Origin of the sequence: Bradyrhizobium sp. SZCCHNR1002 (genome assembly GCF_032381435.1) — a bacterium.
Taxonomy (GTDB): domain Bacteria; phylum Pseudomonadota; class Alphaproteobacteria; order Rhizobiales; family Xanthobacteraceae; genus Bradyrhizobium; species Bradyrhizobium aeschynomenes.
The window spans coordinates 227357-251455 of record NZ_JAUHIS010000005.1 but is presented as its reverse complement, the minus strand read 5'-3'; the positions used below and the strand labels follow the sequence as shown (position 1 = coordinate 251455).

Annotated in this window: 18 protein-coding genes and 1 tRNA gene; 1 reads left to right on the top strand and 18 read right to left on the bottom strand. The window is 64.1% G+C overall.

What is annotated here, in order from left to right:
• Window positions 1-24: 24 nt before the first annotated feature.
• The 9 genes from QX108_RS23765 to QX108_RS23725 form a co-directional block, all read right to left on the bottom strand.
• Window positions 25-1080 (bottom strand): toprim domain-containing protein, encoded by a 1056-nt coding sequence (locus tag QX108_RS23765; RefSeq protein ID WP_315783210.1) that lies wholly within the window; start codon window positions 1078-1080, stop codon window positions 25-27.
• Window positions 1077-5390, bottom strand: a complete 4314-nt coding sequence (locus tag QX108_RS23760) for a strawberry notch family protein (RefSeq protein WP_315783209.1) — start codon at window positions 5388-5390, stop codon at window positions 1077-1079. The genes QX108_RS23765 and QX108_RS23760 overlap by 4 nt, the downstream gene beginning before the upstream one ends.
• A gap of 206 nt (window positions 5391-5596) precedes the next feature.
• Window positions 5597-7723, bottom strand: a complete 2127-nt coding sequence (locus tag QX108_RS23755; protein WP_315783208.1) for a ParB/RepB/Spo0J family partition protein — start codon at window positions 7721-7723, stop codon at window positions 5597-5599.
• A 110-nt stretch (window positions 7724-7833) separates the two neighbouring features.
• Window positions 7834-8790, bottom strand: a complete 957-nt coding sequence (locus QX108_RS23750) for an ArdC family protein (RefSeq protein WP_315783207.1) — start codon at window positions 8788-8790, stop codon at window positions 7834-7836.
• A gap of 395 nt (window positions 8791-9185) precedes the next feature.
• Window positions 9186-10865 (bottom strand): recombinase family protein, encoded by a 1680-nt coding sequence (locus tag QX108_RS23745; RefSeq protein WP_315783205.1) that lies wholly within the window; start codon window positions 10863-10865, stop codon window positions 9186-9188.
• Between the two features lie 322 nt (window positions 10866-11187).
• Window positions 11188-11388 (bottom strand): hypothetical protein, encoded by a 201-nt coding sequence (locus tag QX108_RS23740; protein WP_315783203.1) that lies wholly within the window; start codon window positions 11386-11388, stop codon window positions 11188-11190.
• A 248-nt stretch (window positions 11389-11636) separates the two neighbouring features.
• Window positions 11637-14468, bottom strand: a complete 2832-nt coding sequence (locus QX108_RS23735) for a DEAD/DEAH box helicase (RefSeq protein WP_315783565.1) — start codon at window positions 14466-14468, stop codon at window positions 11637-11639.
• Between the two features lie 498 nt (window positions 14469-14966).
• Window positions 14967-15143: a hypothetical protein gene (locus tag QX108_RS23730; protein WP_315799608.1), complete on the bottom strand. Its 177-nt coding sequence runs from the start codon at window positions 15141-15143 to the stop codon at window positions 14967-14969.
• A gap of 1049 nt (window positions 15144-16192) precedes the next feature.
• Complete coding sequence (locus tag QX108_RS23725; RefSeq protein ID WP_315783201.1) at window positions 16193-16546, bottom strand: hypothetical protein; 354 nt, start codon at window positions 16544-16546, stop codon at window positions 16193-16195.
• A gap of 315 nt (window positions 16547-16861) precedes the next feature.
• On the opposite strand from QX108_RS23725, the gene QX108_RS23720 reads away from it, so the two are divergent.
• Window positions 16862-17080, top strand: coding sequence for a hypothetical protein (locus QX108_RS23720; RefSeq protein ID WP_315783199.1), 219 nt, complete (start codon window positions 16862-16864; stop codon window positions 17078-17080).
• Here the strand turns inward: QX108_RS23720 and QX108_RS23715 are convergent.
• The 9 genes from QX108_RS23715 to murA all read right to left on the bottom strand — a co-directional run bounded on the left by QX108_RS23715 (window position 17077) and on the right by murA (window position 24043).
• On the bottom strand, window positions 17077-18366 hold the full coding sequence (locus tag QX108_RS23715) for a tyrosine-type recombinase/integrase (protein WP_315783197.1): 1290 nt from the start codon (window positions 18364-18366) through the stop codon (window positions 17077-17079). The two genes, QX108_RS23720 and QX108_RS23715, sit on opposite strands and share 4 nt — an antisense overlap.
• Before the next feature lie 202 nt (window positions 18367-18568).
• Window positions 18569-18644: transfer RNA gene (locus QX108_RS23710), tRNA-Phe, on the bottom strand.
• Window positions 18645-18818: 174 nt separating this feature from the next.
• Window positions 18819-19016: a DNA gyrase inhibitor YacG gene (gene yacG / locus QX108_RS23705; RefSeq protein WP_315783195.1), complete on the bottom strand. Its 198-nt coding sequence runs from the start codon at window positions 19014-19016 to the stop codon at window positions 18819-18821.
• Between the two features lie 51 nt (window positions 19017-19067).
• Window positions 19068-19697 (bottom strand): Maf-like protein, encoded by a 630-nt coding sequence (locus tag QX108_RS23700; RefSeq protein ID WP_008962300.1) that lies wholly within the window; start codon window positions 19695-19697, stop codon window positions 19068-19070.
• A gap of 181 nt (window positions 19698-19878) precedes the next feature.
• Entirely contained in the window at window positions 19879-20349 is a 471-nt protein-coding gene (locus tag QX108_RS23695; RefSeq protein WP_172110186.1) for a low molecular weight phosphatase family protein, read from the bottom strand.
• Window positions 20350-20403: 54 nt separating this feature from the next.
• A complete protein-coding gene (locus tag QX108_RS23690) occupies window positions 20404-20910 on the bottom strand; it encodes a UPF0262 family protein (RefSeq protein ID WP_015663966.1) in 507 nt (168 codons plus the stop codon).
• Complete coding sequence (gene hisD, locus QX108_RS23685) at window positions 20907-22202, bottom strand: histidinol dehydrogenase (protein WP_315783191.1); 1296 nt, start codon at window positions 22200-22202, stop codon at window positions 20907-20909. The genes QX108_RS23690 and hisD overlap by 4 nt, the downstream gene beginning before the upstream one ends.
• Window positions 22203-22288: 86 nt before the next feature.
• A complete protein-coding gene (locus tag QX108_RS23680) occupies window positions 22289-22732 on the bottom strand; it encodes a DUF2948 family protein (protein WP_315722360.1) in 444 nt (147 codons plus the stop codon).
• Window positions 22733-22753: 21 nt separating this feature from the next.
• Window positions 22754-24043 carry a UDP-N-acetylglucosamine 1-carboxyvinyltransferase gene (gene murA / locus QX108_RS23675; RefSeq protein ID WP_315783189.1) on the bottom strand — a complete coding sequence of 430 codons (1290 nt, stop codon included), beginning with the start codon at window positions 24041-24043 and terminating at the stop codon, window positions 22754-22756.
• Window positions 24044-24099: the final 56 nt, after the last annotated feature.

The following is a 24099-nucleotide window of genomic DNA, read 5'->3' as shown; positions in this document are numbered from 1 at the left end:
GACGCTCCACTGTCGAGCGACGGTCTACTCCGGGATCGTGCCCGCGAAACGCTCGACGTCGTCACGCAGCAGCTGTTGGCGCAAGACGTCCCGGAGCTTGGTCCCTCCGAAGGCGCGCAGATCTTCGTTGAAGTCCTCCAGGCGGGGACACCAAGCGATCGCCTCGATGCCGGCGTCCAGCGCACGAGCCGTCAACGCTTTCGCCGCGTTGTTGCCCGCAGCATCAGCGTCAACAGCGACATAGAGGCGGCGCACAGTGGCCGGCCAGAGCATCGTCGCGAGATGGTTGGCCGAGAGCGCTGCGGCTACCGGCAAGGTCGGCAGCACCGTGCGCAACGACAGCATGGTCTCGATGCCCTCCCCAGCCGCGAGCACATCGTCGACGGTCCCGAAGCGAACGGCATGTCCGAGCAGATCGCCCATCGCCCGCCGTGGCGTATCGATCGGCGCCTTGCCGAGCCTGCGATCGTCAAAGCCCTCAGGATCGAGCCAGGTGCGATGGACGCCGGTCATGCGGCCCGTGAGGTCCGTCACGGCGGCAATCAGAGCTGGCCATGTCTCGACATCGGCGGCGCCGTCCGGCCGATAAAAGCAGCGAGGATGGAAGCGCAGCGCGTCAGTGCTGACGCTCAAATCGATCCCGCGATGAGCAAGATAGGCCTCGCCGAGCGTACCAGGCAGCGGTTGCGCCATCCCAAACAGCCGGCGAACCGCTCTGGTGGAGTTGCGCGGACGCCGGGCTGCCTCAGCATCGATCGGCGGTTCACGTTGCAAGGCCGGCAGCTTCAGGAACCGCCGCGCCTCCTTGGCAATCTCACGAAAGCTACGAAGGCCGCACGTCGTTCCGATGACGTCGAGCAGATCACCATGTTCTCCGGTCGCGGCATCGGTCCATTTGCCAGCCGGTCCCTTCGATGAGGCATGTAGCCGCACGAACAGCGAGCGGCCGGGCGTGTTGTTGATATCGCCGACTAGCCAATAGCGTCCCTCACGTCGGCCGTTGGATAGATAATGTCGGCACACCGCCTCGGCCTCACGCGCGAGGCGGCGCGCCAGTTCTGACGCGTCGCCTGCCGTCACGATGGCTCCCGTCCACGAACGTCAGCGATCGGAAACCGCTCCAGAACCCTGGCCAGGATCGCCGGGCCACTTGCATCGGTCGGCACAAACATCCGCAGCTTCCACGAGATGATCTCGCCGAACAGTCCGCAGGCCCTGAGACAATCCCTCAAGCCGTCTGAGAAACCCGACAGCTCGATCCGATTGACACCCATGACGCGCGCTCTCCGTAGCTGCAGCCCCTCCTGGAGATCGAGGACGCAGCCGTCATGCAGCAGAGCCGTGAACGCGTACTCGGGACCGAGCGCCGGCGCATCAGTGGACACTGCTGTAACCCAACCGAGCGGCACCTTGCGACCGATGATGCGCTCGCCGGCGTCCATCTGGAGACGGTAGACCCTCGTCGACTCGTGAGGGAGCCGCTTCCAGATCGGCAGTAGGAGGCCGGTGACCAGGTAGATCGTGGTGGTCGCAAACTCCGGAATGGACGCGAGCTCCGCGCTCCAGGCGGACTTGAACTGCTCACGGTCCGTCTCGCCCCAATCATGCTCGACCAGCTTGGCCAGCGGCACAGTGCGGCGTTCCATCGGTCCGATCAAATGGACCCGTGGCTCAATCTCGCCGTCGTCGAGCAGCCAGCTCGGCGCGGGCACCTGGATCGCCGCCCGCCCGGAGCGGGTATTGCGCAGCGGAACGGATCGGCGCTGCAGCAGCCGCTCCAAGGCTTCGTTCAGCGACATTGGCCGGTTACGCTCGCGCTGGACGATGGAGACGAGATGAGTTTCAGCGCCAGTGGCGGGATGAGTGTAGATCGTGCGCCGTTCCTTGACGACGAAGCTCTCGGCTCGGAGCGTCTCCAAGCCGGCATCGTAAGTCCCGGACGCGATCGCGCCCTCGATCCGCGACGCGAGCAACTGCTCGAACACCGTGAACAGGATGTTCTGCAGCTCGATCGTCAGTGCCAGCAGCCGGTTGAGGAACGTCGTGATCGGCGGCAGCTCGTCACGCAGACCATTCTCGTCGGTCAGCTTCAATCCCGTGGCCTGCTCGAAGCGCTGCAGTGAGCAGCTGCCGACCTGGCCGCGGGCCAGGAGGCCGTAGAGCTGACGCAGCGCATCGCGCGCGTGCGGGCTTTCGAGATTATCCTCGGGGCGGAAGAGCCCCTGTCCGCCGGTCTGGCGCTGGCCACGGGTGATGGCGCCCAACGTGTCGAGCCGGCGCGCGATCGTCGAGAGAAAGCGCTTCTCAGCCTTCACATCGGTTGCGATCGGGCGAAACAGCGGCGGCTGGGCCTGGTTCGTGCGGTTGGTCCGCCCAAGCCCCTGGATCGCGGCATCCGCCTTCCAGCCCGGCTCCAGCAAATAATGCACCCGAAGCCGCTTGTTCTTTGCCGAGAGCTCGGCGTGGTAGCTACGGCCGGTGCCGCCAGCGTCCGAGAACACCAGGATGCGCTTCTTGTCATCCATGAAGGCTGCGGTCTCAGCGAGGTTGCTGGATGCCGGTCTTGTTTCAACAGCCATCCGGTCGCGGATGCGGATGATCCGTCGCGACCGGCCCGTGACCTCAGCGACCTCGTCCGTGCCGAAGCGCTGAACAATCTGGTCGAGGGTGCCCGGCACCGGCGGAAGCGACGCGAGATGCTCGATCATCTCATCTCGCCGCGCGACGGCCTCGCGGCTCTCGACCGGCTGACCGTCGCGAGTAACGGGACGCGACAGCAGATTGCCCTCGCCATCGGTGAACGGCTCGTAGAGTTGGACTGGGAAGGAATGGGCGAGATAGTCGAGGACGTATTCGCGCGGCGTGATGTCGACCTGGACATCGCCCCAGTCCTCGGTCGGGATCTCCGCCAGCCGCCGCTCCATCAAGGCTTCACCGGTGGAAACGATCTGAATGACCGCGGCATAGCCGGCGTCGAGATCACGCTTGATCGCATTGATCAGCGTCGGCGTCTTCATCGAGGTTAGCAGGTGTCCGAAGAACCGCTGCTTGGCCGATTCGAAGGCCGAACGAGCCGCCGACTTGGCTTGGGCATTGAGCGTACCGGTTGCTCTGGTGATGTTGGCCGCGCGCATCGCCGCCTCGAGATTGGTGTGAATGACCGCGAATGCCCCGGCGTAGGCGTCGTAGACCCTGACCTGCTCGTCCGTGAGTCGATGCTCGAGCAACTCGTATTCGACGCCCTCGAAGGACAGCGACCTCGCTGCATAGAGGCCGAGGGCCTTGAGGTCCCTGGCCATCACCTCCATCGCCGCGACCCCGCCCTCCTCGATCGCCGCCACGAAATCCGCCCGCGTCGCAAATGGGAAGTCCGCGCCGCCCCACAATCCGAGCCGCTGGGCATAGGCGAGATTATGGACGGTGGTCGCACCAGTCGCCGAGACGTAGACGACGCGAGCATTGGGCAGCGCGTGCTGCAGCCTCAGGCCGGCGCGGCCCTGCTGTGAAGCCGCCTGCTCGCCCCGATCGCCCTTGTTGCCTGCGGCATTCTGCATCGCATGGCTCTCGTCGAAGATGATCACGCCATCGAAGTCCCGTCCCACCCAGTCGACGATCTGACGGACGCGCGAAAGCTTCTCGGCCTTCTCGTCGGTCCGTAGCGTGGCGTAGGTGGTAAAAAGGATGGCTTCACCCAGCCGGATCAGCGCGCCCTGGCGGAAGCGCGACAGCGGCGTGACCTGCAGCCGCTCCATGCCGAGCGCCGCCCAGTCGCGCTGTGCGTCCTCGATCAGCTTGTCGGACTTGCTGACCCAGATCGCCCGGCGCCGGCCCTTCAGCCAATTATCGAGCAGGATGCCCGCGACCTGGCGGCCCTTTCCCGCGCCGGTGCCATCGCCGAGGAACCAGCCGCGCCGGAAGCGGACCGCTCCCTCGGCGTCCTCGCTGGCCGCGCGGACATGATCGAAGGTCGCGTCGACGGTCCAGAACCCGGCAAGAAAGCCGCCATGCGCGTCGCCTGCATAGATGATGCTCTCGAGCTGCGCGTCGGACAGCACTCCATCGGCGACGATCCTGGCTGGCAGATGCGGTACATAGGACGGCTTAGGCGGCGCGACGGAGGCCATCGCGGCCGATTGCACGAGCTTCGTGGGATGAGGCCTCGCGCCTGGAATTCGGATCGACTGCAGCTGATACGTCTCGTAAAGCGCATCGGTCAGCCGGGGTTCTTCATCAGCCACAGCGTCCACGAGCTCGTAGGCAAGCTCGCGGCCCTCAGGCTCGGACGAGCTGGACGGTGAAGAGGAGCACGCAGAATTCAGAGCCTGTCGCTCTCTCGAACGAGAACGAGCTTGCTGGCCCGCCTGAGCCACGAACTGGCCAGCCATCGGCAGTCGCGGCGGCACGAGCGCCGTGATCCAGCCAAGCAAGGTTTTGACGTCAGGTGCCATTCCGGCCGACTGCGGAAACACCCGAGGGTCCGTCGCCCGCTGCTTGTCGATCACGAGCATCCGTGTGGCCGTCGTCGTCCCCTGCCGCGCATAGACGGCGCCATCGATCGCAGCTGAAAACACCAGACAGCCGCGCTCCTGCAGATGCACGAAGGTATCCGTCCAGGTCGGATTGTCCTGCGCAAAGCTGGCAGCGGTGATCGCGACCAGTCGCCCACCCTCTCCAAGCCGTGCGAGCGCCGAGGACACATGGCGCAACGTCGTATCGACCTGGGGACGATCCACGTTCGCGGTCGCCGAGAACGGCGGGTTCATCAAGACCACGCTCGGAACGATGGCCGCATCGAGATGATCATCGATCTGTGCGGCATCGAAGCGGGTGACGGTCAGACCCGTAAACACCAGATCGAGCAAAGCGGCGCGGCTTGCGGCGAGCTCATTGAGCAGGAGCGAACCGTCGGCAAGCTCCGCAAAGACGGCCAGGCTCCCCGTCCCTGCCGAGGGCTCCAGCACACGATCGGCCGCTGTTACCTGCGCTGCCGCGACTGCCGCGAGTGCCAATGGCAGCGGTGTCGAGAACTGCTGAAAGCTCTGACTCTCGAGCGAGCGCCTGGTATGGCTCGGCAGAAGAGCCGCGACCTTTGCGACCATCGGCAGCATCGCGGTGGGCATGCCGCTACTGGCCTTGATCATCGCCGGACCGTACTTGGTCAAGAATAGGACCGCGGCGATCTCACAGGCCTCGTACGCTGTCTTCCAATCCCAGCTGCCATCGGCATCGCTGCCGCCGAACGCAGTCTGCATGGCACGACGCAGGCATCTCGCATCGATACGCTCGCCGCGGGCAAGTCCTGGCAGCAGCAGCTCGGCTGCACGAAGGACGGCCTTTGAGCGCGCAAGCAACGCAAAGGGCGCCGCAGTGCAATTCGTCTCGGTGATCATGTCGAGGAACCTTCAAGGAGAGCGGAATGCGCAGGAGTTCCGCCGAACGCTCTCTCTGATCCGGCGGCCTCACCCGCGCTGCTCCGCCTCTCTCCCTCTCGACCCGGTCGACCAGACGGCACCCTCAATGCAAAAGCCCGGCCGATCTGGCCGGGCTTCATTTTGGGTTTTTTCAGGTTGGCGCTCAGCCGTATCGGCAAGGCTGATTATTCAGTAGCGACGATCTCCTCGACCTCGTCAGCGCCTTCTGTCGCCTCGTCATCTTCGCTGAGGAAGGCGGGGAGGCTATCGGCATCGCCCCCCTCGACCGTCTGCGTCATCTCGACCTCCGAGCCGCGCAATGGCTCCGGCAACCAACGGCTGCCCTCGAGCAGTCGCTCGGCTTCGCGCGCCATGTCCGGCTTCTTGAGATGCTCGATCAGCTGCACCGAAGCCTCGCCCTTCGCTTCGCGAACCGCTTGCAGGATGCGGTGCTTGGTGACACGACCGAGATAGTTGTCGACCGAGGGCTTCCAGCCGGCGCGGACCATATCCAGGCCGACGGCACGCGACAGACGATCGGCCTGATCGAGGCGTCCACGAACGCCATGGGCTGACAGGCGGCCTTGATGCACTCGGTTGGCCGGCTCGATAATCGCGTTCACTGCCTGCGCGGCGCAATGTGCGAACAGCTCGGCCTGGGCAGTCCCGTCCATTGCCGTCAGAGCCGCCCAGAGTTCCTTGTCGCTGTTTGGCAGTCTCGCCTTCCACGCCGCGTGACGGGCGGCGATCGCCTTTGCCGGCGCACTGTCCTCCAGGCCCGGCGGCTGCGCCGGGAAGCACGGGGTGCACAGCGATATCTCCAGGCAGTTGAGCGCTGAGCCAAACGGATAGAACGTCGCGAGCACGAAACCGTGCAGCACCGCCTGGAATGCGATGGATGGCTCTCGACCGAGCGCCTCACGAAGGGCGAGCGTGCGATAGGCCGAGAGTTCGCCCACGAGGCGGTCGGGTAGCGGCCGCTCGACATCATCAGTGTCGTCGTCCGCGCCCTCGTGCTCGCCGCGACCGACGACGATTGTCGGCGCCGCCGCCCTAGCCTCCAGATCTGGATTGCCCGCGCCATGATCACCGTCGACACCGGCTTCGCTGGCCGGTCCCTCGCCGGTCGCCGGGACCTCATCCTCTGGACGGACGAAGCCGCGGCCGACGCGCAACTGGCCCTGGGAGTCGATGCTGACGAACGCGCCGGCGCGCGCCATCTCAGCCGCGTCGAAGACCATGGGCCGCTCGTCGAAGGACTGTAGCGCCGCCTCGATCTCACCGAGACGCCGATCGACGTCCTCGGGCAGTTCGTCAGCTTGTCCGTGTTCGGCCTCCAGTCTGGCCTGCTCCGCCTGCAGCGCTTCCACAGCCGCCTGCTCGTCAGCGGTGAGCTCTGCCGGCTCTCCGCGGAGCTCGCGCAAGCCGTGGGTGTGGCCGAACAGAAAGTCCACCGCGGCCTCGATCCACTTCCAGCCCTCGGCGCCAATCTGTTCCGCTTCCGTCTTGAGCTTTTCCGCCACCAGCCGGTCGAGCAGCGCGACATCCTGTAGCCAGCCGCCATCGTCGGCCTCGAACAGATCCCGCAGCACGACCCCGCCCGCGGCCTCGTAAGCATCGAGCCCAATGAATTGAACCCTGCGGTCGAACGCCCTCACCGTCTGTTCGGTGAGCTGCCGGCGGATCTGGTAGGGCGTATCGCCACCGGAGCGGCTGACCTTGTCCCAGACCTCCTGCTGGCGCGCATGATCCGTCGTCACCGAAAACGCCATCAACTGCTCGAGGGTCATGCCATCGGCCGCATACACGTCGAGCAGCGTGGGCGAGACCGCGGCCAGCCGCAGCCGCTGCTTGACGACCGCGACCGTCACGAAATGCCGCGCCGCGATCTCCTCCTCGCCGAGGCCGCTGTCGCGCAGGGACTGGAACGCGCGGAACTGATCCAGGGGATGCAGACCAACACGCTGGTCATTTTCAGCGAGCGAGTCGTCTAGCGCCGAGCCGGCATCGCGCACCACGCAAGGCACAGCCTGCGTTTTCGCCATCCGCCTCTGCTTCACCAGTAGCTCGAGCGCCCGAAAGCGCCTGCCTCCGGCCGGCACCTCGTACATGCCCGTTTCTTTGCCCTCCTCATCGAGGACGGCGCGAACGTTCAGGCTCTGCAACAGCGTCCGCTCGGCGATGCTCTCTGCGAGCTGCTCGATCGACACGCCGCCCTTGATCCGACGGACGTTGGACTGGCTGAGCACGAGCTTGTTGAAGGGAATGTCCCGAGAGGGCGACAGCGTGATCTTCTGAGCAGCCTTGGTCATATTCCTGTATCTCCGCGACGGGCGGCCCGGAGCCTCTCTCTCAGGCCTGCAACCCGTCGCAGAGCACCTCTCGCCCTCTTCCTCTCTTCCGTTCGTCCAAGCGATCGCGCTCAAGCTGCGACGCAATCCGGTGCGGCCGGCCGAGCGAGGCCAGCCCCCTCCGGCGCAAAGCCGAGGAGATAGTCGGCCACGCGACTCGCCTGGCTTGCCGCCCGGACGATGGCGCGATTGTCCTCGCGCAGGACATCGAGCCAGGCGCCGATATAATCGGCGTGCCGCACGGTCGGCACGATGCCGAGCGCAGCGCAGCTGAAGGCGGCTGCGATTTCCGCGATCAGTTCTTCGAAGGCGTATTTGCCGCTGCCGAACCGGCCCGAGAGATCGCGGTTCAGTCGCGCCGGGTGGCCACTCGCATGGGCGAGCTCATGCAAAGCCGTGCGGTGCCAGTTGATCGGTTCGAAGAACGCAGCCGGTGGCGGCACCTGCACGAAATCTTCCGTAGGTGCATAAAACGCACGATCACCCCCGATCCGGAAGTCGACGCCAGTAGTCGTGATGAGGGACTCGACCACAGGCTCGATGGTTCCTCGCGGTGAAAGCGGCGCCGCTGCCGCGATATCCTCTGGTAGACCATCGCATTGATCGGTGTTGAAGACCGTAAACCGCTTCAGAAACGGAATGGCCTGCACGTCTTCACCGGTCTCGCGGGCACGCTGCCGCTCATCCGACGGCACAAAGCGATCGGCATAGACGACCGTAACACCACGCTCACCCTTACGCACATGGCCCCCCACCGACAGCGCCTGCCGAAACGTCAGCCAGCTCTGGCCGGTAAACCCGCGCTCGATCACGGCCCCCCAGAGGATCAGCACGTTGATTCCCGAGTACGGCCGCCCCGTGTTCGCATTCCTGGGCAACGCCAACTGAGCCTTCGTCGCCTCCGTCCCCCATGGCTGGACCCAAGGCACGCGGCCCGCCTCCAGCTCGCTGATGATCTTGCTCGTAATCTCCTCATAGAGGCTCGTCCGGCCCTCACCGGCACTCGCTCCAACTCTCCGTTCCTGCATCGCGGATCTCCGCGACGGGCGCGGCAAAACTCTCTCGCCGCTTCCAACCCGTCACGGCCAACTCGGCCTGCACTCTTCCTCTAGGAGGCCATGAGCGCACCAACCGTCTACCGGTCCGTCCGCATTCGCTTTGCTCCGGAGGAGGCGGCCCGCGCGGGTTCGGAGGAGATCGCCTCACCTGGGCAGCCGTAACCGTCGAACCAAATTTCGCCTAAACGGAATTTTGCCTTGCGCCGTCGGGCAAATCAGTGGTTAATAAGGTGCTGGCTCAACTCGGGAGACAGTGATGGCCGAACAATCAGATCCGGCATCCGACCTTGTTCAAATCTCCAAAATGAACGGCGATTTCCGACGCAACTACGGACCGTTCCTTGGAGCGTATCTCTACTTGCGCTCTATCGAAGCCGTGCGCCAGCGCCCTTTCCGGCGGATCGGGATGTTTTCACTGATCGGGACCGCTGTCGCTGCATTGTTCGCACGACACGCCTGTCCTTGGTAAGCAGGCGGACCAGCGCCCGGGTAAGTTCACTTTCCGTCTTGAAGTAGGCGATGCCATGATCGGCACGCCCATGTTCACGGAATCTGATCATGTTGCTGTCGTTTGGAACCGTTGGCATCAGGACGTAGTCGAGAATGGCCCTATTATGTTCATCTAGCCGGATTGCTACGATCCACCCGACCGGTAGACGTCGACACGAGACCGTCCAAAAGGGAGAAAATCCCGGCCGCGCTCCAGCCGTCCAGTAAGCCACCCGAAAATAGATCTGCCACTTCTTGTCAACAATCAGATGCTGCTCAGGAACACCGACGTTGATCCAACGGCTTTTCACGCTGTGAAGGTTTGCGCCGCATCCTTCTTTTTCCATCCTTTGGCAAATGCGTATGGCGAGAGCTGAGAGTGGCTCAACCCACTCCTGACGGATGTCCATGTACTCACAGCGTCGCTGCGACTGATATCCAATCAGCCTATAGGCGTTTCGCAAAGTCCCAAAATGATCAACAAAGGTTCGGGCGGACGGTAGCTCGGCCGTTGCGTTGATGATCGTCGGGGTGAGACGCCCCTCCTTCTTCAATGTCTTCTTCAGACGGAGCAGCATCTCCTCTTCACTGATGTCGACGCGCCTCTCTTTCATGATTTTCTGAACAGCAAGAAAGACGTCATTCGAAACGATAGGTTCAAAGCAATGTTCAGCACGGACCCATAGGTTCGGGGGATTGTTGATACGCTCACCGCCCAGCTTGCTTGACTGCCGGTTATAGACCAGATTGCCGACGTAACTTTCGTTTCGCAGCATGCGGCTGATCGTGGGGGCTCTCCAGGGCTTCCCTCGGCACCATACCCGGTTGCGATTGAATTCCTTTGCGATGGCGTTCTCGGACTTCACCTGAAGGAAGCGAGCGAAGATCCGCCTCACAATGGCGACCTCGTGTGCATCGCCAGGCCGCAGACGAATATGATCGGTCTGAAGATATTTCCGTTCTCCCTTTCCCATGACCCTCTTCGGCTGAACGCGCTCGTCGACCAGAACGCGTTCAAGGCCGTAGCCAATGGGCCCGCCGGGCAAGAATCCAAGTCGAACAAAGCGGCAAATACCCGTATGCACCTTGACCGACAGTTCACGGCTGTATTCGGCGGCCATGACCCTTTTGAGGTTCTTGACGATGTTAGAGAGCATGCTGCCATCGTTGTCGAACTGCTCGGCGCAATAGTTGACACTGATCCCGGCTTGCTTGCAGATAAACTCGTAGTGTGCAGCTTCGTCGGCGTCCTGGAACCGCCCCCACCGGCTAATGTCATAGACGAGGATGTGGTTGAACTCGGCGCGTCCATTGCTGACATCCTCGATCAGCTTGGCAAGTCCCGGTCTGTTCTTGATCTTGAGACCGCTCTCACCATGGTCAGCATAGGTCTTGACGATCGCAAGTCCCTGGGCATGCGCGTAAGCCGCGATCGCTGCAGCCTGATTTTGGATTGAGTACCGCTGATAGTCCGTGGACATGCGGACATATTGCGCTGCGCGCCCATCGAGGGATCGGGGGAGATGGGTCTCACGGACGACGAGTGCGTTTGACACTGATCACGCCTCCGACGGGTTGTCCAAGCAAGCAGACGCCAATTCCGGGCCGCTGACAAGTCTGCGTGCCCGTCGTGAGAATGCGCCCCTCGGTATGGCCGCCGGTTGTCGCCATGTCCCGTGACCTCGAAGAGTGCACGGTCCTTCCTCAGCAGTTGCTCCCTGATATCGCTCGTCTCGGTCAATCAGACCGAGACCTGGATCGCTGGGTTGATGATAAGCTGGACCGACGGAGGCCGCTTCCGCATGTTGGCGGAATGCATCCTCGACATGCCGTCTCGAGCACGAGGTCGGCTTTGCCGGCGCCCAAGCGCGAGGCTTGTCATCCCAGCTCGGCAAGCTCGTTGGATGGGTAGATTTGTTCCTCCATCCATTTCAAGGCCGCTATCAAGCTGGCTCTGCCCGCAGGGTCCTGTGCGATCTTCCTCAATGAAATTGACGGGTATTTCGACAGATCAGCTTCGCGAAGGTCCGCCCCCTTGATTGCGTTGAACCGCTCCAGCAGCTTGCGTCGAGCATCCATCGATCCGAATATCGGCTTGTTCTCAAGGGCCCCAAATTGGAGCCATAGCTTTCCGTCCGACGACAGTTATGTTGGATTGATCAGCACCCCGCCCGGTTTGAATACCGGATAGACCGAGCCATTCTCCTTTCCTGTCCAAAGACGAGGGGACGTTTGCCTCCCTTGGCCATCCATTCAAACACTTCCCTGCGATCCGCAGGGCGCCTAGTCTATCACGTAACGCCACAAATGGACTCGCGTGTCATCCGCTATTCGTCCAGGAGGTCCAGAAACCGTTCGATCCTTCTCAAGGGAGGCTCGCCGCCGCGCTCGGCATAGATGAGCCGATTGCCATCGCGCTGCAGCAGGCGTGAGCACGATTTTCGAATCCGCCCCGGAAGCAGCATGGCCGCAATCGCCTCCGGCCCGACATCGAGACGCATGATCCCGCGCTCCCTGCAATTCACCCTGAGCCTGGCCACAGCGAAAAAGTCGCAGGCCGCCGGTGGCAGAGTGCCGAAGCGGCGTTGCGTTTCATCCTCGAGTTCTTCGAGCTCGTCATCCGTTCGGCACCGCGCGGCGCGCGCGTAGATCTCGAGCCTGAGCGCCTCGGACTGCACATAATCCGACGGAAGCAGCTCGGCGATGGGGAGGTTCAGCTCCGGAACCCAAAGAGCGGACATCCCTTCGCGGTCGCCCTCGAGCGCCAGGGTCAGCAGATGGCCATAGAGAGTCGGGCCGAACACCTGCACGTGGCCGGACTGCCGATCCGACAGCATGTCGCCGCCGCCGCGCAGGTCGAGATCACGCGCGCTGATCGCAAAGCCGGCGCCTGGGCGGTTCAGCTCCTCGATAACGGACAGCCGCTTCTCCGACCGGTCGGAACCGCCCTCCGTCAGGAAATGCGCGAACGCGCGAATGCCGCCCCGCCCTACCCGACCGCGGAGCTGATGCAGCTGCGCCAAGCCAAATTTTTCAGGCCAGCATACGACGATGGTGTTGGCCCGCGGGATATCGAGACCGCTTTCGACGATATTGGTCGCGAGCAAGACGTCCGCACTGCCTTCGACGAATTTCATCAGCCTTTCGTCGATCTCGTCTGTAGGCAACCTGCCGTGAATCGCAATGATCCGAAGCTCGGGCGCCAACGCGTGGATCCGGGCCAGCATCGGATCCAGATCCTGAATTCTCGGGCAGATCACGAAACTCTGGCCGTTGCGTCGCTGCTCGCGCACCAGGGCAGCGGCGATCCCAATGTCGGAAAGCGGCGCCACCTTGGTCACGACCGGAACACGATGAACCGGCGGCGTCGCAATCACGCTGAGATCCCGCAGGCCGGTCAAGCCCGCGGCGAGCGTGCGTGGGATGGGCGTCGCGCTCATCCAGAGCCTGTGACCGTTCTTGTTGAGACCGGACAGCATGGCCTTGTCAGCCGCACCGAAATGCTGCTCTTCGTCGATGATGATCAGGCCAAGATCGGCAAACTTGATCTCCTTGGCGGCCAGCGACAGTGTTCCGACGACGACTTTGAGCTCACCGCTCTTCAATCCTTCGCGCACCTTGCGCGCCTCGGCCGTCGACGCAATCCGTGACAGGTTTCCGACGTCGATGCCGAGCGTCGCAAAGCGTTTGCGGAACGTCTCGACATGCTGTCGCGCCAACACCGTGGTCGGAACGACGATTGCAACCTGCTTTCCCGCCAGGACGGCAGCCGCAGCGGCGCGCAACGCGACCTCGGTCTTGCCGAAGCCGACATCGCCGCAGACGATGCGGTCCATCGGGTGCCCCGACGCGAGATCATTGAGAACGTCGCGGATGGCCTTGGCCTGGTCCGGGGTGGTGAAATACGGAAACCGCGCGACGAATTTCTCATAGCTCGCAGGCCGCGGCACAAGCTTCGGGGCCGGCCGCCGCCGGCGCTGGCTCATCTGCTTTGCGACCTCCTTGGCGACGACATGGATCTCGGTCTCGGCCGCGGCGCGCCGTGGCCGCCATGAGCTGCCATCGGCCTTGTCGAGAGAGGTGTCGCCGAGTTCAGCCGCGTAGGGCCAGATCAAGGCCAACTCCCCAAGAGGCACCAGAATGGCATCGTTCTCGGCAAACACCAGCCGAGCCATCTCACGAGCAGAGACTCCGGCACTGCCCATCGACCGCAATCCGCCAAGCCGGGCCAATCCACGTTGCAGATGAACGACCACCGACCCAAGCTCGGGCAGGTCCACGGCTTCGAAGCCAGGCGTCCAGGCCCAATTCGTGGGCTGCGGCTGATGCGCCCTGCTCCCGAAAACGTCGGACGCGGTGATGACGACAATTGGTTTCCGCCCGTGAACGACAAAGCCGGCGTCGAAGCCGGCCAGCAACGCGGCTTCTCTCCGGCCCCTGGCGGTTGCCTGCGCCCAATCAGCGGCACGTTCGGCTTTGACCCCGCTCATCGCGGCCATCAGCCGCAGATCCGCCTCGACCGCAGCAGCAAACACGAGACGCGCGTCTCGACGCTGGGCTTCCTCGACAAAAGCGCGCAGCGTCTTTCGGGGCGCGGCTTCCTTGAAGAACTCCGGCGTTGCTCGGTATGGCGCTGTCGTCGACAGCAGAGCGATCCTCTTCGCCGCTTGGTCCCATTCGCGACGGCTCACATACGCACGATCACGCTCAGCGCGGGAAGCCGCGTCCTCGATCGTGCTCAGCCACGTGTCCGCGTGCTTGGGGACCTCCGCATCGGCAATCCACTTGGCTCGCGCGCAGTAATCGAACAGAGTGGCTTTGTTCCGGGCTCGTTCCTTGAACGCAAGCCGCTCGGACATCGGATCGATCTGAAGCTGCTTGAGCTCGGAGATCACCTCCTGATTCAACGGATTGAAGGCAGCAATCCGCCATATCCTGCCCCCGGAATGCTCGACCCTGAACGGGCCGCGCGCGCCGGCAGGAAAAATCTCGAACGTGTTTCCGTGAAACAGCACCCCGCCGGGATAGTCCGGGCTGTCATCCAGGTCATATCCGAGCGCACCAAAGCGCGATTCGAACTGCCGCTCAGAATAGGCGTCGCCGACCCGCAGCAGCATGCCGATCCCCGACCAGTCCGCCGGCAGCGGAAGGCGCTCCATCAGCGCCTCCACGGTCGTGATCAGCAGGATCGGCCTCTTTGCGCGCGCAAGACGCCTCAACACGGAACTTCGTCTGCCGGCGATGTCACGCGACGGCTCGAGCAGATCGAATGGCAAGGTGTTCAGTCGTGGATAAACGAGCACATCACACGCCGGCTCGAGAACCAGAATGATGGACGCTAACCGCTCGGCTCTGCGCTCGTTCTCGGCGAGATATACGAGGCCGCTTCGACCAGCCCCTTGCCACCGTTCTACGAGGTGCAGTGCCAAAAGTCCCAGTGGCGATGCGGAGGATACGGCAAGCCTCGCAGCCGATGCCTTTTTAGGCGCACCCAAGATCTTCTTGCGTGGAGACGGCTTCTTTGGTGCGGTGGTGGATTTTGGTGCAGTCGTCTTCCGCTGCACAGAGCTGCGGGAAATACGAAGGACTGAGGGCAAAGATTTCGGCTCGCGTATCACTGAGGGCGCCGGGAAAAGAGCCCAGCCATCTGACGACACCTAGCGGATTCGGGTCAACAAGGCACCCAAGATCTGCAATTTACTGCAGTTGCAGAATAAATCGCCGCCAGCCGAATCGTCCACATCGTGGTCGAACACCTGATCGACGAGACTGAACTGTTCAACAGCGTCGGCGAAAAAGGAGACCTTTGTCCCAGCTTCAGGTCCGACGACCAAGCGCATCTCCGCGACGGACCAGATCTGCGTGACGTCCCAAGAAATTCAGAGACAATCCCTAACCGGCAAAATGATGCGCTGAGTGTAAGGGCGCGTGGTTTCCCTCGATCATGTCCCCGCTAGCGCAAGTTCGACCCTTGCTCACTGATAACTGGCCAGCTCGCACGTTGTGAACAATGAGACCGCAGCGGAGCGAAGGCAGAGAACGCACCCGCAGGAGGGGCAGCATTGCGGCCATCGCGTCAGCGGTGGGCCCCGGGGCCGAGTGCAGTCGTGAGACCGGTTAACAAGGCACCCGCGTTTGGGGCAGTGATAGCGGTGCAGCGAAAGCGGCAGCCCCGAACGCGAGTGCCTCCGGCGATCGACCCCCATAAGTCCGTTACACGGCTAGGTGCCCCGTCTTTCCCGCGCACAACACCACTACTGACAAACCGCGAATCATACCGTAAAGGTAGCTTTTGTTATCTGCACAGACTCGCGGTTGTTTCGACATGGACATGCTTTATCCAGCTGAGCACATGATTTTTTCTCGCGGAATCCTGAGTTCCGAGTCCCGGCGCGCTCACCGCGCTGGAAATATCGCAACCTTGGTGCACGATTGAGTGCTCTAGAAATCGCTTCGGTAAGCAGGGGGTAAGCGGCAGCGACGATAAGCCGGATGACTATATCCCTCCTAGGCGCCAAACCATCGGAGAGATCTGCCCGCGGTGCGGCGCCGTGCTCACGATGGAGCGCCTCTACACCTGCTCCGACAAGGGCTGCCCGTATCCCGATTTTCCCGGGCGGGAGTAATCGCCGCGATCCCAAGGGGCGCACCAAAATGCAGTTTTGTGAAGCACCCATTGTTGGTGCACCTCACCGGCGAAGGCTACCGTATTCACACATCGATGCTGAAGAAGGGAAAAGCGTCTGATTCCGTGGCGTCTTGTTGCGGAGCAGGATAGCATTGAGTTCGGCTGGGACGGTTTGACGAGCGTCGCGTGGAATAGGGGCGCCTTTCTTCTGAGCGTCTCGTTGCGTTTGGGAGGCGGAGGTTGCGTGTGCGCCGGTTAGGCGGCACGCGGGCTGGAAAGAGTCGCCTGACGCCGCTTCTGCGCAAAGAGGCGGTCAGCAGCACTGAGATGCAGGCAGCCGCACGGACGGCCGAACGTTGCCCGGGCCGTCATGTTCTGGCGATCCAGGACACGACTGGGCTGCGCTCGCAAGGCGGTCGGGGTGAATATCTGCACGCTGTCATGGCTCTGGATGAGTAGGATGGAACGATCCTTGGGGTGATAGATGGCATCTTCCTGGATCGCCAAACCAGCGGGCGGCCCGTCTGCGCCGATTGAGAAGGAGAGCTTCCGGTGGCTGGCAGGTAGCGGTCGGTTGGCCTCCGTCTGCCCCGGCGCAGCTTCGATCATGTTGATTGCCGATCGTGAGAGAGCGACATTTTTTAAGCGTTTTCCTTCCGTCCGAAAGGTGTCGAACTGCTGGTCCGTCTAGGCACAGGTGAACACGCGTCGCAATCTGGCAGTCAGCCCGTTTTCGACCTGTCCGCTTGAAACTCGCTTCTACGAAACTGTATCCGAAACACGCACTGAGGCTCTGGAGCCCTTCCATCGACACGCTGCGGCATCCTAACTGCCTTGAGCGAAGGTCCCCTCCTGCGAGTCCAGAGCAACCGAGCTTGCAGGGTCGCCTTCGCCAACCGCCAGCCGGGCGATCGAAGCACCTGTATGAGCATGATTGAAAACGATGATATCAGGCAGCGCCGCCTCGTCCATTTCAAAGACGGGTGCCGCTACGGCAAATTTGGCAAGACAAAAGCCTATGAGCTGATCGCGAGGGAGCAGATCAGGGCCTACAAGATGGGAGGCAAGACACTCATCGATCTCGACAGCATCGATGAGTATCATGCCTCGCTGCCCCGCGTTGAATCGCGCGCAACGATCTAGGCTGACTTGCGCAGCGGCTGGGTAGCTCTCTTGCGCAAGTGGTCGAGGCGATCAGCCCAATGCTGCATCAAGCGCACGCGCTCGCTCCAATAGGCTGCCCGGTTGTAGATCCCGCGGATTTTGTTCTTGTCGCCCTTTGCAAGCTGGCGCCGCACCACCTCGTCGCGGCGCCGCCTCTTCTTCTCATCTGTTTCGTGGGCGAGTTGAGCTTCGACCACGTCGCCGTCGAATGCGCCTTCTTCATTGAGCAAGGTTGAGGCGCTGGAGCGGAAGCCGTGCGCGCAATGGTCGCCACCGGGGCCGGTATCGTAGCCCATGATCCGCAATGCCTTGTTGATCGTGTTGTCAGACATTGGCACATCATCGTCGTGCGAAAACAAGTAACGCCCACGGCCGGTCAAAGGACGCAACTCGGCCAGAATGGCCAGTGCCTGGCGGGACAGCGGCACTTCGTGATCATCGCGCATCTTCATCTTTTCAGCGGGAATCACCCAGATGCAATTCTTCTCGTCGAACTCTGCCCACTCGGCCAGCCGCAGCTCGCCAGGGCGGACCATGGTCAAGGCAATCAGCTTGAGCGCGTAGCGGACGAGTCCGCCGCTCTTGGCGTCATAGACCTCGATCCGGCGCATCAGATCGCCGACGTCTTCGGGATCGGTCAGAGCGGGGCGCGGGTTGCCTTTGGGTGCCTTGGTCAGAGCGTGTTTCAAGTCGCGGGTTGGGTCGCTGTCACAATAGGCGGCGCCAACTCCAAACTGGAATACCCGCGAGGCCGTCGATCGTAGGCGCCCGACGGTGTAGAACCGGCCGCGAGCTTCGACGCGGCGCAAAGCGGTCAGCAGCTCGGGCGGGCCAATCTCACAGAGCGGCCGCTCGCCAATCTCGCAATTGAGCTGATCGAGATTCCATCGCTCGCGCTTGATCGTCGCCTTGGCCTTGTTCTCTTTCTCTAGCTTTGTGGTTGCCCATTCCTCGGCGACCGCCCGAAAGGTGTGCTTGAGCTTGTCGTCTTCGCGGCGCCTCGCCTCTCGCACAGCGACTGGGTCCTGCCCCTGGTCAAGCAGCTTCTCGGCTTCGTGGCGCTTGTCGCGCGCGGCCTTCAGCCCGACGCCGGGGAAGGTCCCAAACGACATGTTCTTGCGCCTACCGGCGTAGCGGTAGCGGTAGAGCCAGAGCTTGGTTCCATTGGGCCGGACCACCACGCTGAGGCCCTGGCCGTCGGCAAGCGCGTATTCCTTCTCCGCCGGAGCAGCATTGCGGATCTTCGTGTCGCTCAGCTCATCCATGGGCACGCCCCTCACGATCGGGCGACACGCCAGTGTACCCGGCCTTTCCAGTGTACCCACAGTGTACCCGAAAACGCCGGATGCCCCCGAACGGCCGCGAACCGTCTGGAACGTCACTATATCACGAAGAGGCTGATTTTATGTCGATTTTCGAAGGCCAGCGAACCAGCGCGGGCGAAAAAGAACGAGGCCGGAAATGGGATGGTGCCCAGGGGCGGGATCGAACCACCGACACTGCGATTTTCAGTCGCATGCTCTACCAACTGAGCTACCTGGGCAGGTCTCGTTCGGGACAGAAAAGCCCGGCGAGCCGGCGGGTTATAGTGGGACCAAGCGGTGCTGTCTACCGCCCAGGCGCGAAGTTTTCACATTCCTTTTGCAGTTGCTCGGAGGGCGCCGAGGCGGCCGCCAGACGGCCTGCGCCGCTGCGGCAAGGTCATGAAAACACGGCCTTATTCGACATCCTCCTCGTCACCTTCGGTGGCCGGGATGACATAGGTGCCGCTCAGCCAGCGGTGCAGGTCGACGTCGCGGCAGCGCGGCGAGCAGAATGGCCGCACGGCCTCGGCCGCGGGCCGGCGGCAGATCGGACAGCGGCCGGCGGGCTTGGGCGAGGCGGCGGTGGGCGGGGTGGGCGATTCGTTCGACATGGCCGCTATCTAGGCGCCCTGGGGGCGTGATGCACCCCCTCGGAGACGGCGTCAGACGCCGACGGTGTTCAGCCAGCCGAAGCGGATCGGAAAGCCCTCGCCGGCGAGCAGGGTCGTGGTCTCGTACAGCGGCAGGCCGACGACGTTGGTGTAGGAGCCGACCATCTTCACCACGAACGAGCCGGCGATGCCCTGGACGGCGTAGCCGCCGGCCTTCCCCCGCCATTCGCCGGAGCCGATATAGGCCTGGATGTCGTCCTCGCTGAGCCGCTTGAAGCGGACGCGGGTCTCGACCAGGCGCTGGCGGAACGCCTCCTTCGGCGTGACCAGGGTGATCGCGGTGTAGACGCGGTGGTTGCGACCCGACAGCAGCCGGAGGCACTGCGAGGCCTCGTCGACCAGATTGGCCTTGGGCAGGATGCGGCGGCCGACGGCGACGACGGTGTCGGCGGAGATGATGAAGGAGCCGCGCAGCTCGTCATCGAGCTGGACGGATTTCAGCGCCGCATCGGCCTTGGCGCGCGCCAGGCGATTGGCGCAGGCGCGCGGCAGCTCGCCGCGCTTCGGCGTCTCGTCGACGTCAGCGGGGCGCAGCGCGTCGGGCTCGATGCCGGCCTGGTTGAGCAGCGCCAGACGCCGGGGCGAACCGGATGCAAGAACGATTTTGGGGCGGCCGAGCATGCTGATTTCGCTAGGGGATTCGGAAAGCGTAAGGCGGGCGCGCGGAACCTATCGGAAGGGGTGCCATTCCACAACCCGGAGACTGCGACAAGGCTGCGGCAGGCCTGCTCTACGGGCTCAGTTTGAGCGGCGGACGACGTTGGTATTTCGGTTCGATGACACCTCGCGGGGGAACTTGGAACTACAGACCTGCAGGCCCGGGCTTGGCGAAGCGCTTGCGGATCCGCGCGAACAGGCCGTCGCAGACCTCGCGATAGGCCGACAGCTTCTGCTCGCGATTGCCGTCGGTATTGGTGGGGTCAGGCGTCGGCCAATATTCGACGTCGGCGGCGATGGTGCGGGTCAGCTCGAGGGCTTTGTGATGCGCTTCCGGCGACAGCGTGATGATGAGGTCGAAGTTCAGGCCCTCCCAGTCCTCGAGCTCCTCGAAGGTGGTGGGCTTGTGCTGCGAGATGTCCTGGCCGAGCTCGGCCATCACCGAGACGGCGAAGGGATCGAGCTCGCCCTTCTTGACGCCGGCGGAGCGGACGTAGAGCGCATGCGGAAACATCTGGCGCAGCAGACTCTCGGCCATCGGCGAGCGCACGCTGTTCTGCCCGCAGGCGAACAGCACCGCCTGCGGCTGGCGCGCGCGCGGCGGCCCCTCGGCCATGCGGCTAGGCGCCCTTGGCCGGAAGCTGGGACGCGCGCTGGCGGGCGCGCGGCGTCACTGGCCCTCGCCCTTCCAGTGCAGCACCGTGATCAAGGTGAACAGCCGGCGCGAGGTCTCGAAATCGACCCGCACCTTGCCCTTGAGCCGCTCCTGCAACGTGCGCGAGCCCTCGTCATGGATGCCGCGGCGGCCCATGTCGATCGCCTCGATCTTGTCGGGCGTGGCGGTGCGGATCGCCTGGTAGTAGCTGTCGCAGATCATGAAATAGTCCTTCACGATCCGCCGGAACGGCGACAGCGACAGCAGGTGCGTCACGACCGGCGTGCCGTCCTCGCGGCGGATGTCGAACATCAGCCGGTTGGCGGTGATGCCGAGATGCAGGGTGAACGGACCGGCGCCGTCGGCGCCCTCGGGCGCGAACAGGTTCTCCTCGACGAGGTCGTAGATCGCGATCGCCCGCTCATGCTCGATGTCCGGACCGGAGCGGCCGATCGACTCCTCGTCGAGCGTCACCGCCACGATGCGATTGGTCCGGTCGTCGCCTGGCGGGTGCTGGGTCATGGCAGGTTGAGGCGTATTCCCACGGAGCGTGAATGGGCGTCGAGACCCTCGGCCTTGCCCAGAGTCATCGCCGCTGGCCCCAGCGCGCGCAACTGGTCCGGACCGCATTTCAACAGCGACGTGCGCTTCATGAAGTCGAGCACGCCGAGACCGGAGGAGAACCGCGCCGAGCGCGCGGTGGGCAGCACGTGATTGGAGCCGCCGACATAGTCGCCGATCGCCTCCGGCGTGTGCGCGCCGAGGAAGATGGCACCGGCATTGCGGACTTTGGCCGCGAACGCATCGGGATCGGCGGTCATGATCTCGAGGTGCTCGGCGGCGATGGCATCCGCCAGCGGCACGGCCTGGTCGAGGTTGTCGACCTCGATGATGGCGCCGAAATCGGCCCAGGACGCGCCGGCGATCGCGGCACGCGGCAAGGTCTTGAGCTGGCCCTCGACGGCGCGGGCGACGTCATCGGCCAGGCGGTGGCTGTCGGTGATCAGGATCGATTGCGCGCTGGCGTCGTGCTCGGCCTGGGCGAGCAAATCGGCGGCGATCCAGTCGGCATTGCCGCTGTCGTCGGCGATGACCAGCACCTCGGAGGGGCCGGCGATCATGTCGATGCCGACCTTGCCGAACACCAGCCGCTTGGCGGCGGCGACATAGGCATTGCCGGGGCCGACGATCTTGGCGACGGGCGCGATGGTCGCGGTGCCGTGGGCGAGCGCGGCCACGGCCTGGGCGCCGCCGACGCGGTAGATCTCGGAGACGCCGCCGAGATGCGCGGCCGCCAGCACCAGCGGATTGAGCTTGCCGTCGGGCGCCGGCACCACCATCACGAGCCGGCCGACACCGGCGACCTTGGCGGGGATGGCGTTCATCAGCACCGAGGACGGATAGGCCGCGGTGCCGCCAGGGACATAGAGACCGGCCGACTCGATCGCGCTCCAGCGCCAGCCGAGCTCGACGCCGGCGGCGTCGGTGAAGCGCTGGTCCTGGGGCAGCTGCTTGAGATGGAAGGCTGTGATGCGGTCGCGGGCGAATTTCAGCGCATCGACGGTGGCCGTGTCGCAGGCCTTCACCGCCGCCTCGATCTCGGCGGGCGTCACGCGCAGCGTGGCGGCGGTCAGCTCCAGCCGGTCGAACTTGCGCGTCGCCTCGAGCAGCGCCGCATCGCCGCGCCTGGCGACGTCGTCGACGATGGCGCGGGCGGCGGCTTCGACGTCGGCGGAGGTCTCGCGCTTGGCTGCGAGAAACTGCCGAAACTGGACGTCGAAATCGGCGCTGGCGCGGGACAGGCGAATGGGCATCTCTGGCACTTTCCGAAGGGGTGGCTGCCCCCGACCCCCTGCTCAATGGCGCGGCAGCGCGGGGCCGTCAACCCTTTGAAACCGCCTTACCCGGTCAGCGGCGGGACGTCGTCGGAGGTGCCGAGATCGTCGGCACCGAGATCGGTCAGCTCGCATTCCAGGCATTCGACATCGAGTCGCAGCGCGCCGCCATGGGAGAACAGCAGCAGCGCGCTGCCGGCGGGCGCCTCGGCTCCGGCGTGGAATTCGATGCCGATCAGCTCCAGCGCCGCGTCGGGCGCGGCGAGGTCGATGCGGCGCGACTTGCAGGCCAGCACCCGGTCGAAGCGCAACGCCGCCAGCAGCCGTCGCGGCTCGCTCTCGCCGTGCAGCGCCTGGTCCCAGTCGAGCCGGTTCATGCCGATGACCAGCCGCTTCTCGGCCTGGCGCCAGATGATGTCGGCCGGCTGCACCCGCGCATCCTGCACATGGGCGGAAATGACGGCGAGATCGTCGGCGTCGAGCGCGATCAGTTTGAGCCGGTCGGTCACGACATCATCCCCCTGGCAGCCTCATTCGCGGATGCGCTCGATCGTGGCGCCGCAGGCCTTCAGCTTGTCCTCCAGCCGCTCAAAGCCGCGATCGAGATGATAGACGCGATTGATCATGGTTTCGCCTTCTGCAGCAAGCCCGGCAATGACCAGCGACACCGAGGCGCGCAGGTCGGTTGCCATCACCGGCGCGCCGCGCAGGGTCGAGATGCCGTCAATGCGCGCGGTCTCGCCGTCCAGACTGATACGCGCGCCGAACCGCGCCAGTTCCTGGACGTGCATGAAACGGTTCTCGAAGATCGTCTCGGTGATCGCGGACGCGCCCTGCGCACGCACCATGAGCGCCATCAGTTGCGCCTGCAGGTCGGTCGGGAAACCGGGGAACGGCGCGGTCGTCACCTGCACCGGGCGGATGCCGTGACCATTGCGCACGACGCGGATGCCTTCGGCATCGCTCGAAATCTCGGCACCGGCTTCAGCGAGCACGTCGAGCGCCGATTGCAGCAGCTCCGGCCGGGCGCCGGCAAGACGGACGTCGCCGCCGGTCATCGCCGTCGCGATCGCATAGGTGCCGGCCTCGATGCGGTCCGGCAGCACCGTATGCCGCGCGCCGTGCAGAGACGCCACGCCCTCGATCTCGATGCGGGGCGTGCCGGCGCCGGTGATGCGTGCGCCCATCTTGTTGAGGCAGTCGGCGAGATCGGAAATCTCCGGCTCGCAGGCGGCGTTGGTGATGATTGTCGTGCCCTTGGCGAGGCTCGCGGCCATGACCGCGACATGGGTGCCGCCGACGGTGACCTTGGGGAAATCGATGGTGCCGCCTCGCAGCCCGCCCGGCGCCTTGGCAACGACGTAGCCCGCATCGATCTCGATGCCGGCGCCGAGCCTCGTAAGCGCCATGATCAGGAGATCCACCGGCCGCGTGCCGATGGCGCAGCCGCCGGGCAGCGACACACGGGCCTCGTGCATGCGCGCGAGCAGCGGTGCGATCACCCAGAAGCTGGCGCGCATCCGCGACACCAGCTCGTAGGGCGCCGTGGTGTCGATGATGTCGGCGGCGGAGATCTGCAAGGTCTGGCCCTGATACTGGCCGTCGCCCGGACGCTTGCCGACGGACATGATGTCCACGCCGTGATTGCCGAGAATGCGCTGCAGCTGGGCGACGTCGGCCAGCCGGGGGACGTTGTCCAGGATCAGCGTCTCCGGCGTCAGCAGGCCCGCGATCATCAGCGGCAAGGCGGCATTCTTCGCGCCCGAAATCGGAATGGTGCCGTGAAGCGGGTTGCCGCCGACGATGCGAATGCGATCCATGCTGATCCTGCTGGGCTGATCGGAAATTTGGCTGAGATGGGCGCAACAGGACCGAC

What these genes read in the sequence shown, in the direction of transcription:
- QX108_RS23760 (WP_315783209.1), bottom strand. Translation starts at nt 5,390, where the DNA reads ATGATCACCGAGACGAATTGCACTGCGGCGCCCTTTGCGTTGCTTGCG.
- QX108_RS23755 (WP_315783208.1), bottom strand. Translation starts at nt 7,723, where the DNA reads ATGACCAAGGCTGCTCAGAAGATCACGCTGTCGCCCTCTCGGGACATT.
- QX108_RS23750 (WP_315783207.1), bottom strand. Translation starts at nt 8,790, where the DNA reads ATGCAGGAACGGAGAGTTGGAGCGAGTGCCGGTGAGGGCCGGACGAGC.
- QX108_RS23740 (WP_315783203.1), bottom strand. Translation starts at nt 11,388, where the DNA reads ATGGATGCTCGACGCAAGCTGCTGGAGCGGTTCAACGCAATCAAGGGG.
- QX108_RS23735 (WP_315783565.1), bottom strand. Translation starts at nt 14,468, where the DNA reads ATGGAGCGCCTTCCGCTGCCGGCGGACTGGTCGGGGATCGGCATGCTG.
- QX108_RS23725 (WP_315783201.1), bottom strand. Translation starts at nt 16,546, where the DNA reads ATGATCGAAGCTGCGCCGGGGCAGACGGAGGCCAACCGACCGCTACCT.
- QX108_RS23720 (WP_315783199.1), top strand. Translation starts at nt 16,862, where the DNA reads ATGAGCATGATTGAAAACGATGATATCAGGCAGCGCCGCCTCGTCCAT.
- QX108_RS23715 (WP_315783197.1), bottom strand. Translation starts at nt 18,366, where the DNA reads ATGGATGAGCTGAGCGACACGAAGATCCGCAATGCTGCTCCGGCGGAG.
- yacG (WP_315783195.1), bottom strand. Translation starts at nt 19,016, where the DNA reads ATGTCGAACGAATCGCCCACCCCGCCCACCGCCGCCTCGCCCAAGCCC.
- QX108_RS23700 (WP_008962300.1), bottom strand. Translation starts at nt 19,697, where the DNA reads ATGCTCGGCCGCCCCAAAATCGTTCTTGCATCCGGTTCGCCCCGGCGT.
- QX108_RS23695 (WP_172110186.1), bottom strand. Translation starts at nt 20,349, where the DNA reads ATGGCCGAGGGGCCGCCGCGCGCGCGCCAGCCGCAGGCGGTGCTGTTC.
- QX108_RS23690 (WP_015663966.1), bottom strand. Translation starts at nt 20,910, where the DNA reads ATGACCCAGCACCCGCCAGGCGACGACCGGACCAATCGCATCGTGGCG.
- hisD (WP_315783191.1), bottom strand. Translation starts at nt 22,202, where the DNA reads ATGCCCATTCGCCTGTCCCGCGCCAGCGCCGATTTCGACGTCCAGTTT.
- murA (WP_315783189.1), bottom strand. Translation starts at nt 24,043, where the DNA reads ATGGATCGCATTCGCATCGTCGGCGGCAACCCGCTTCACGGCACCATT.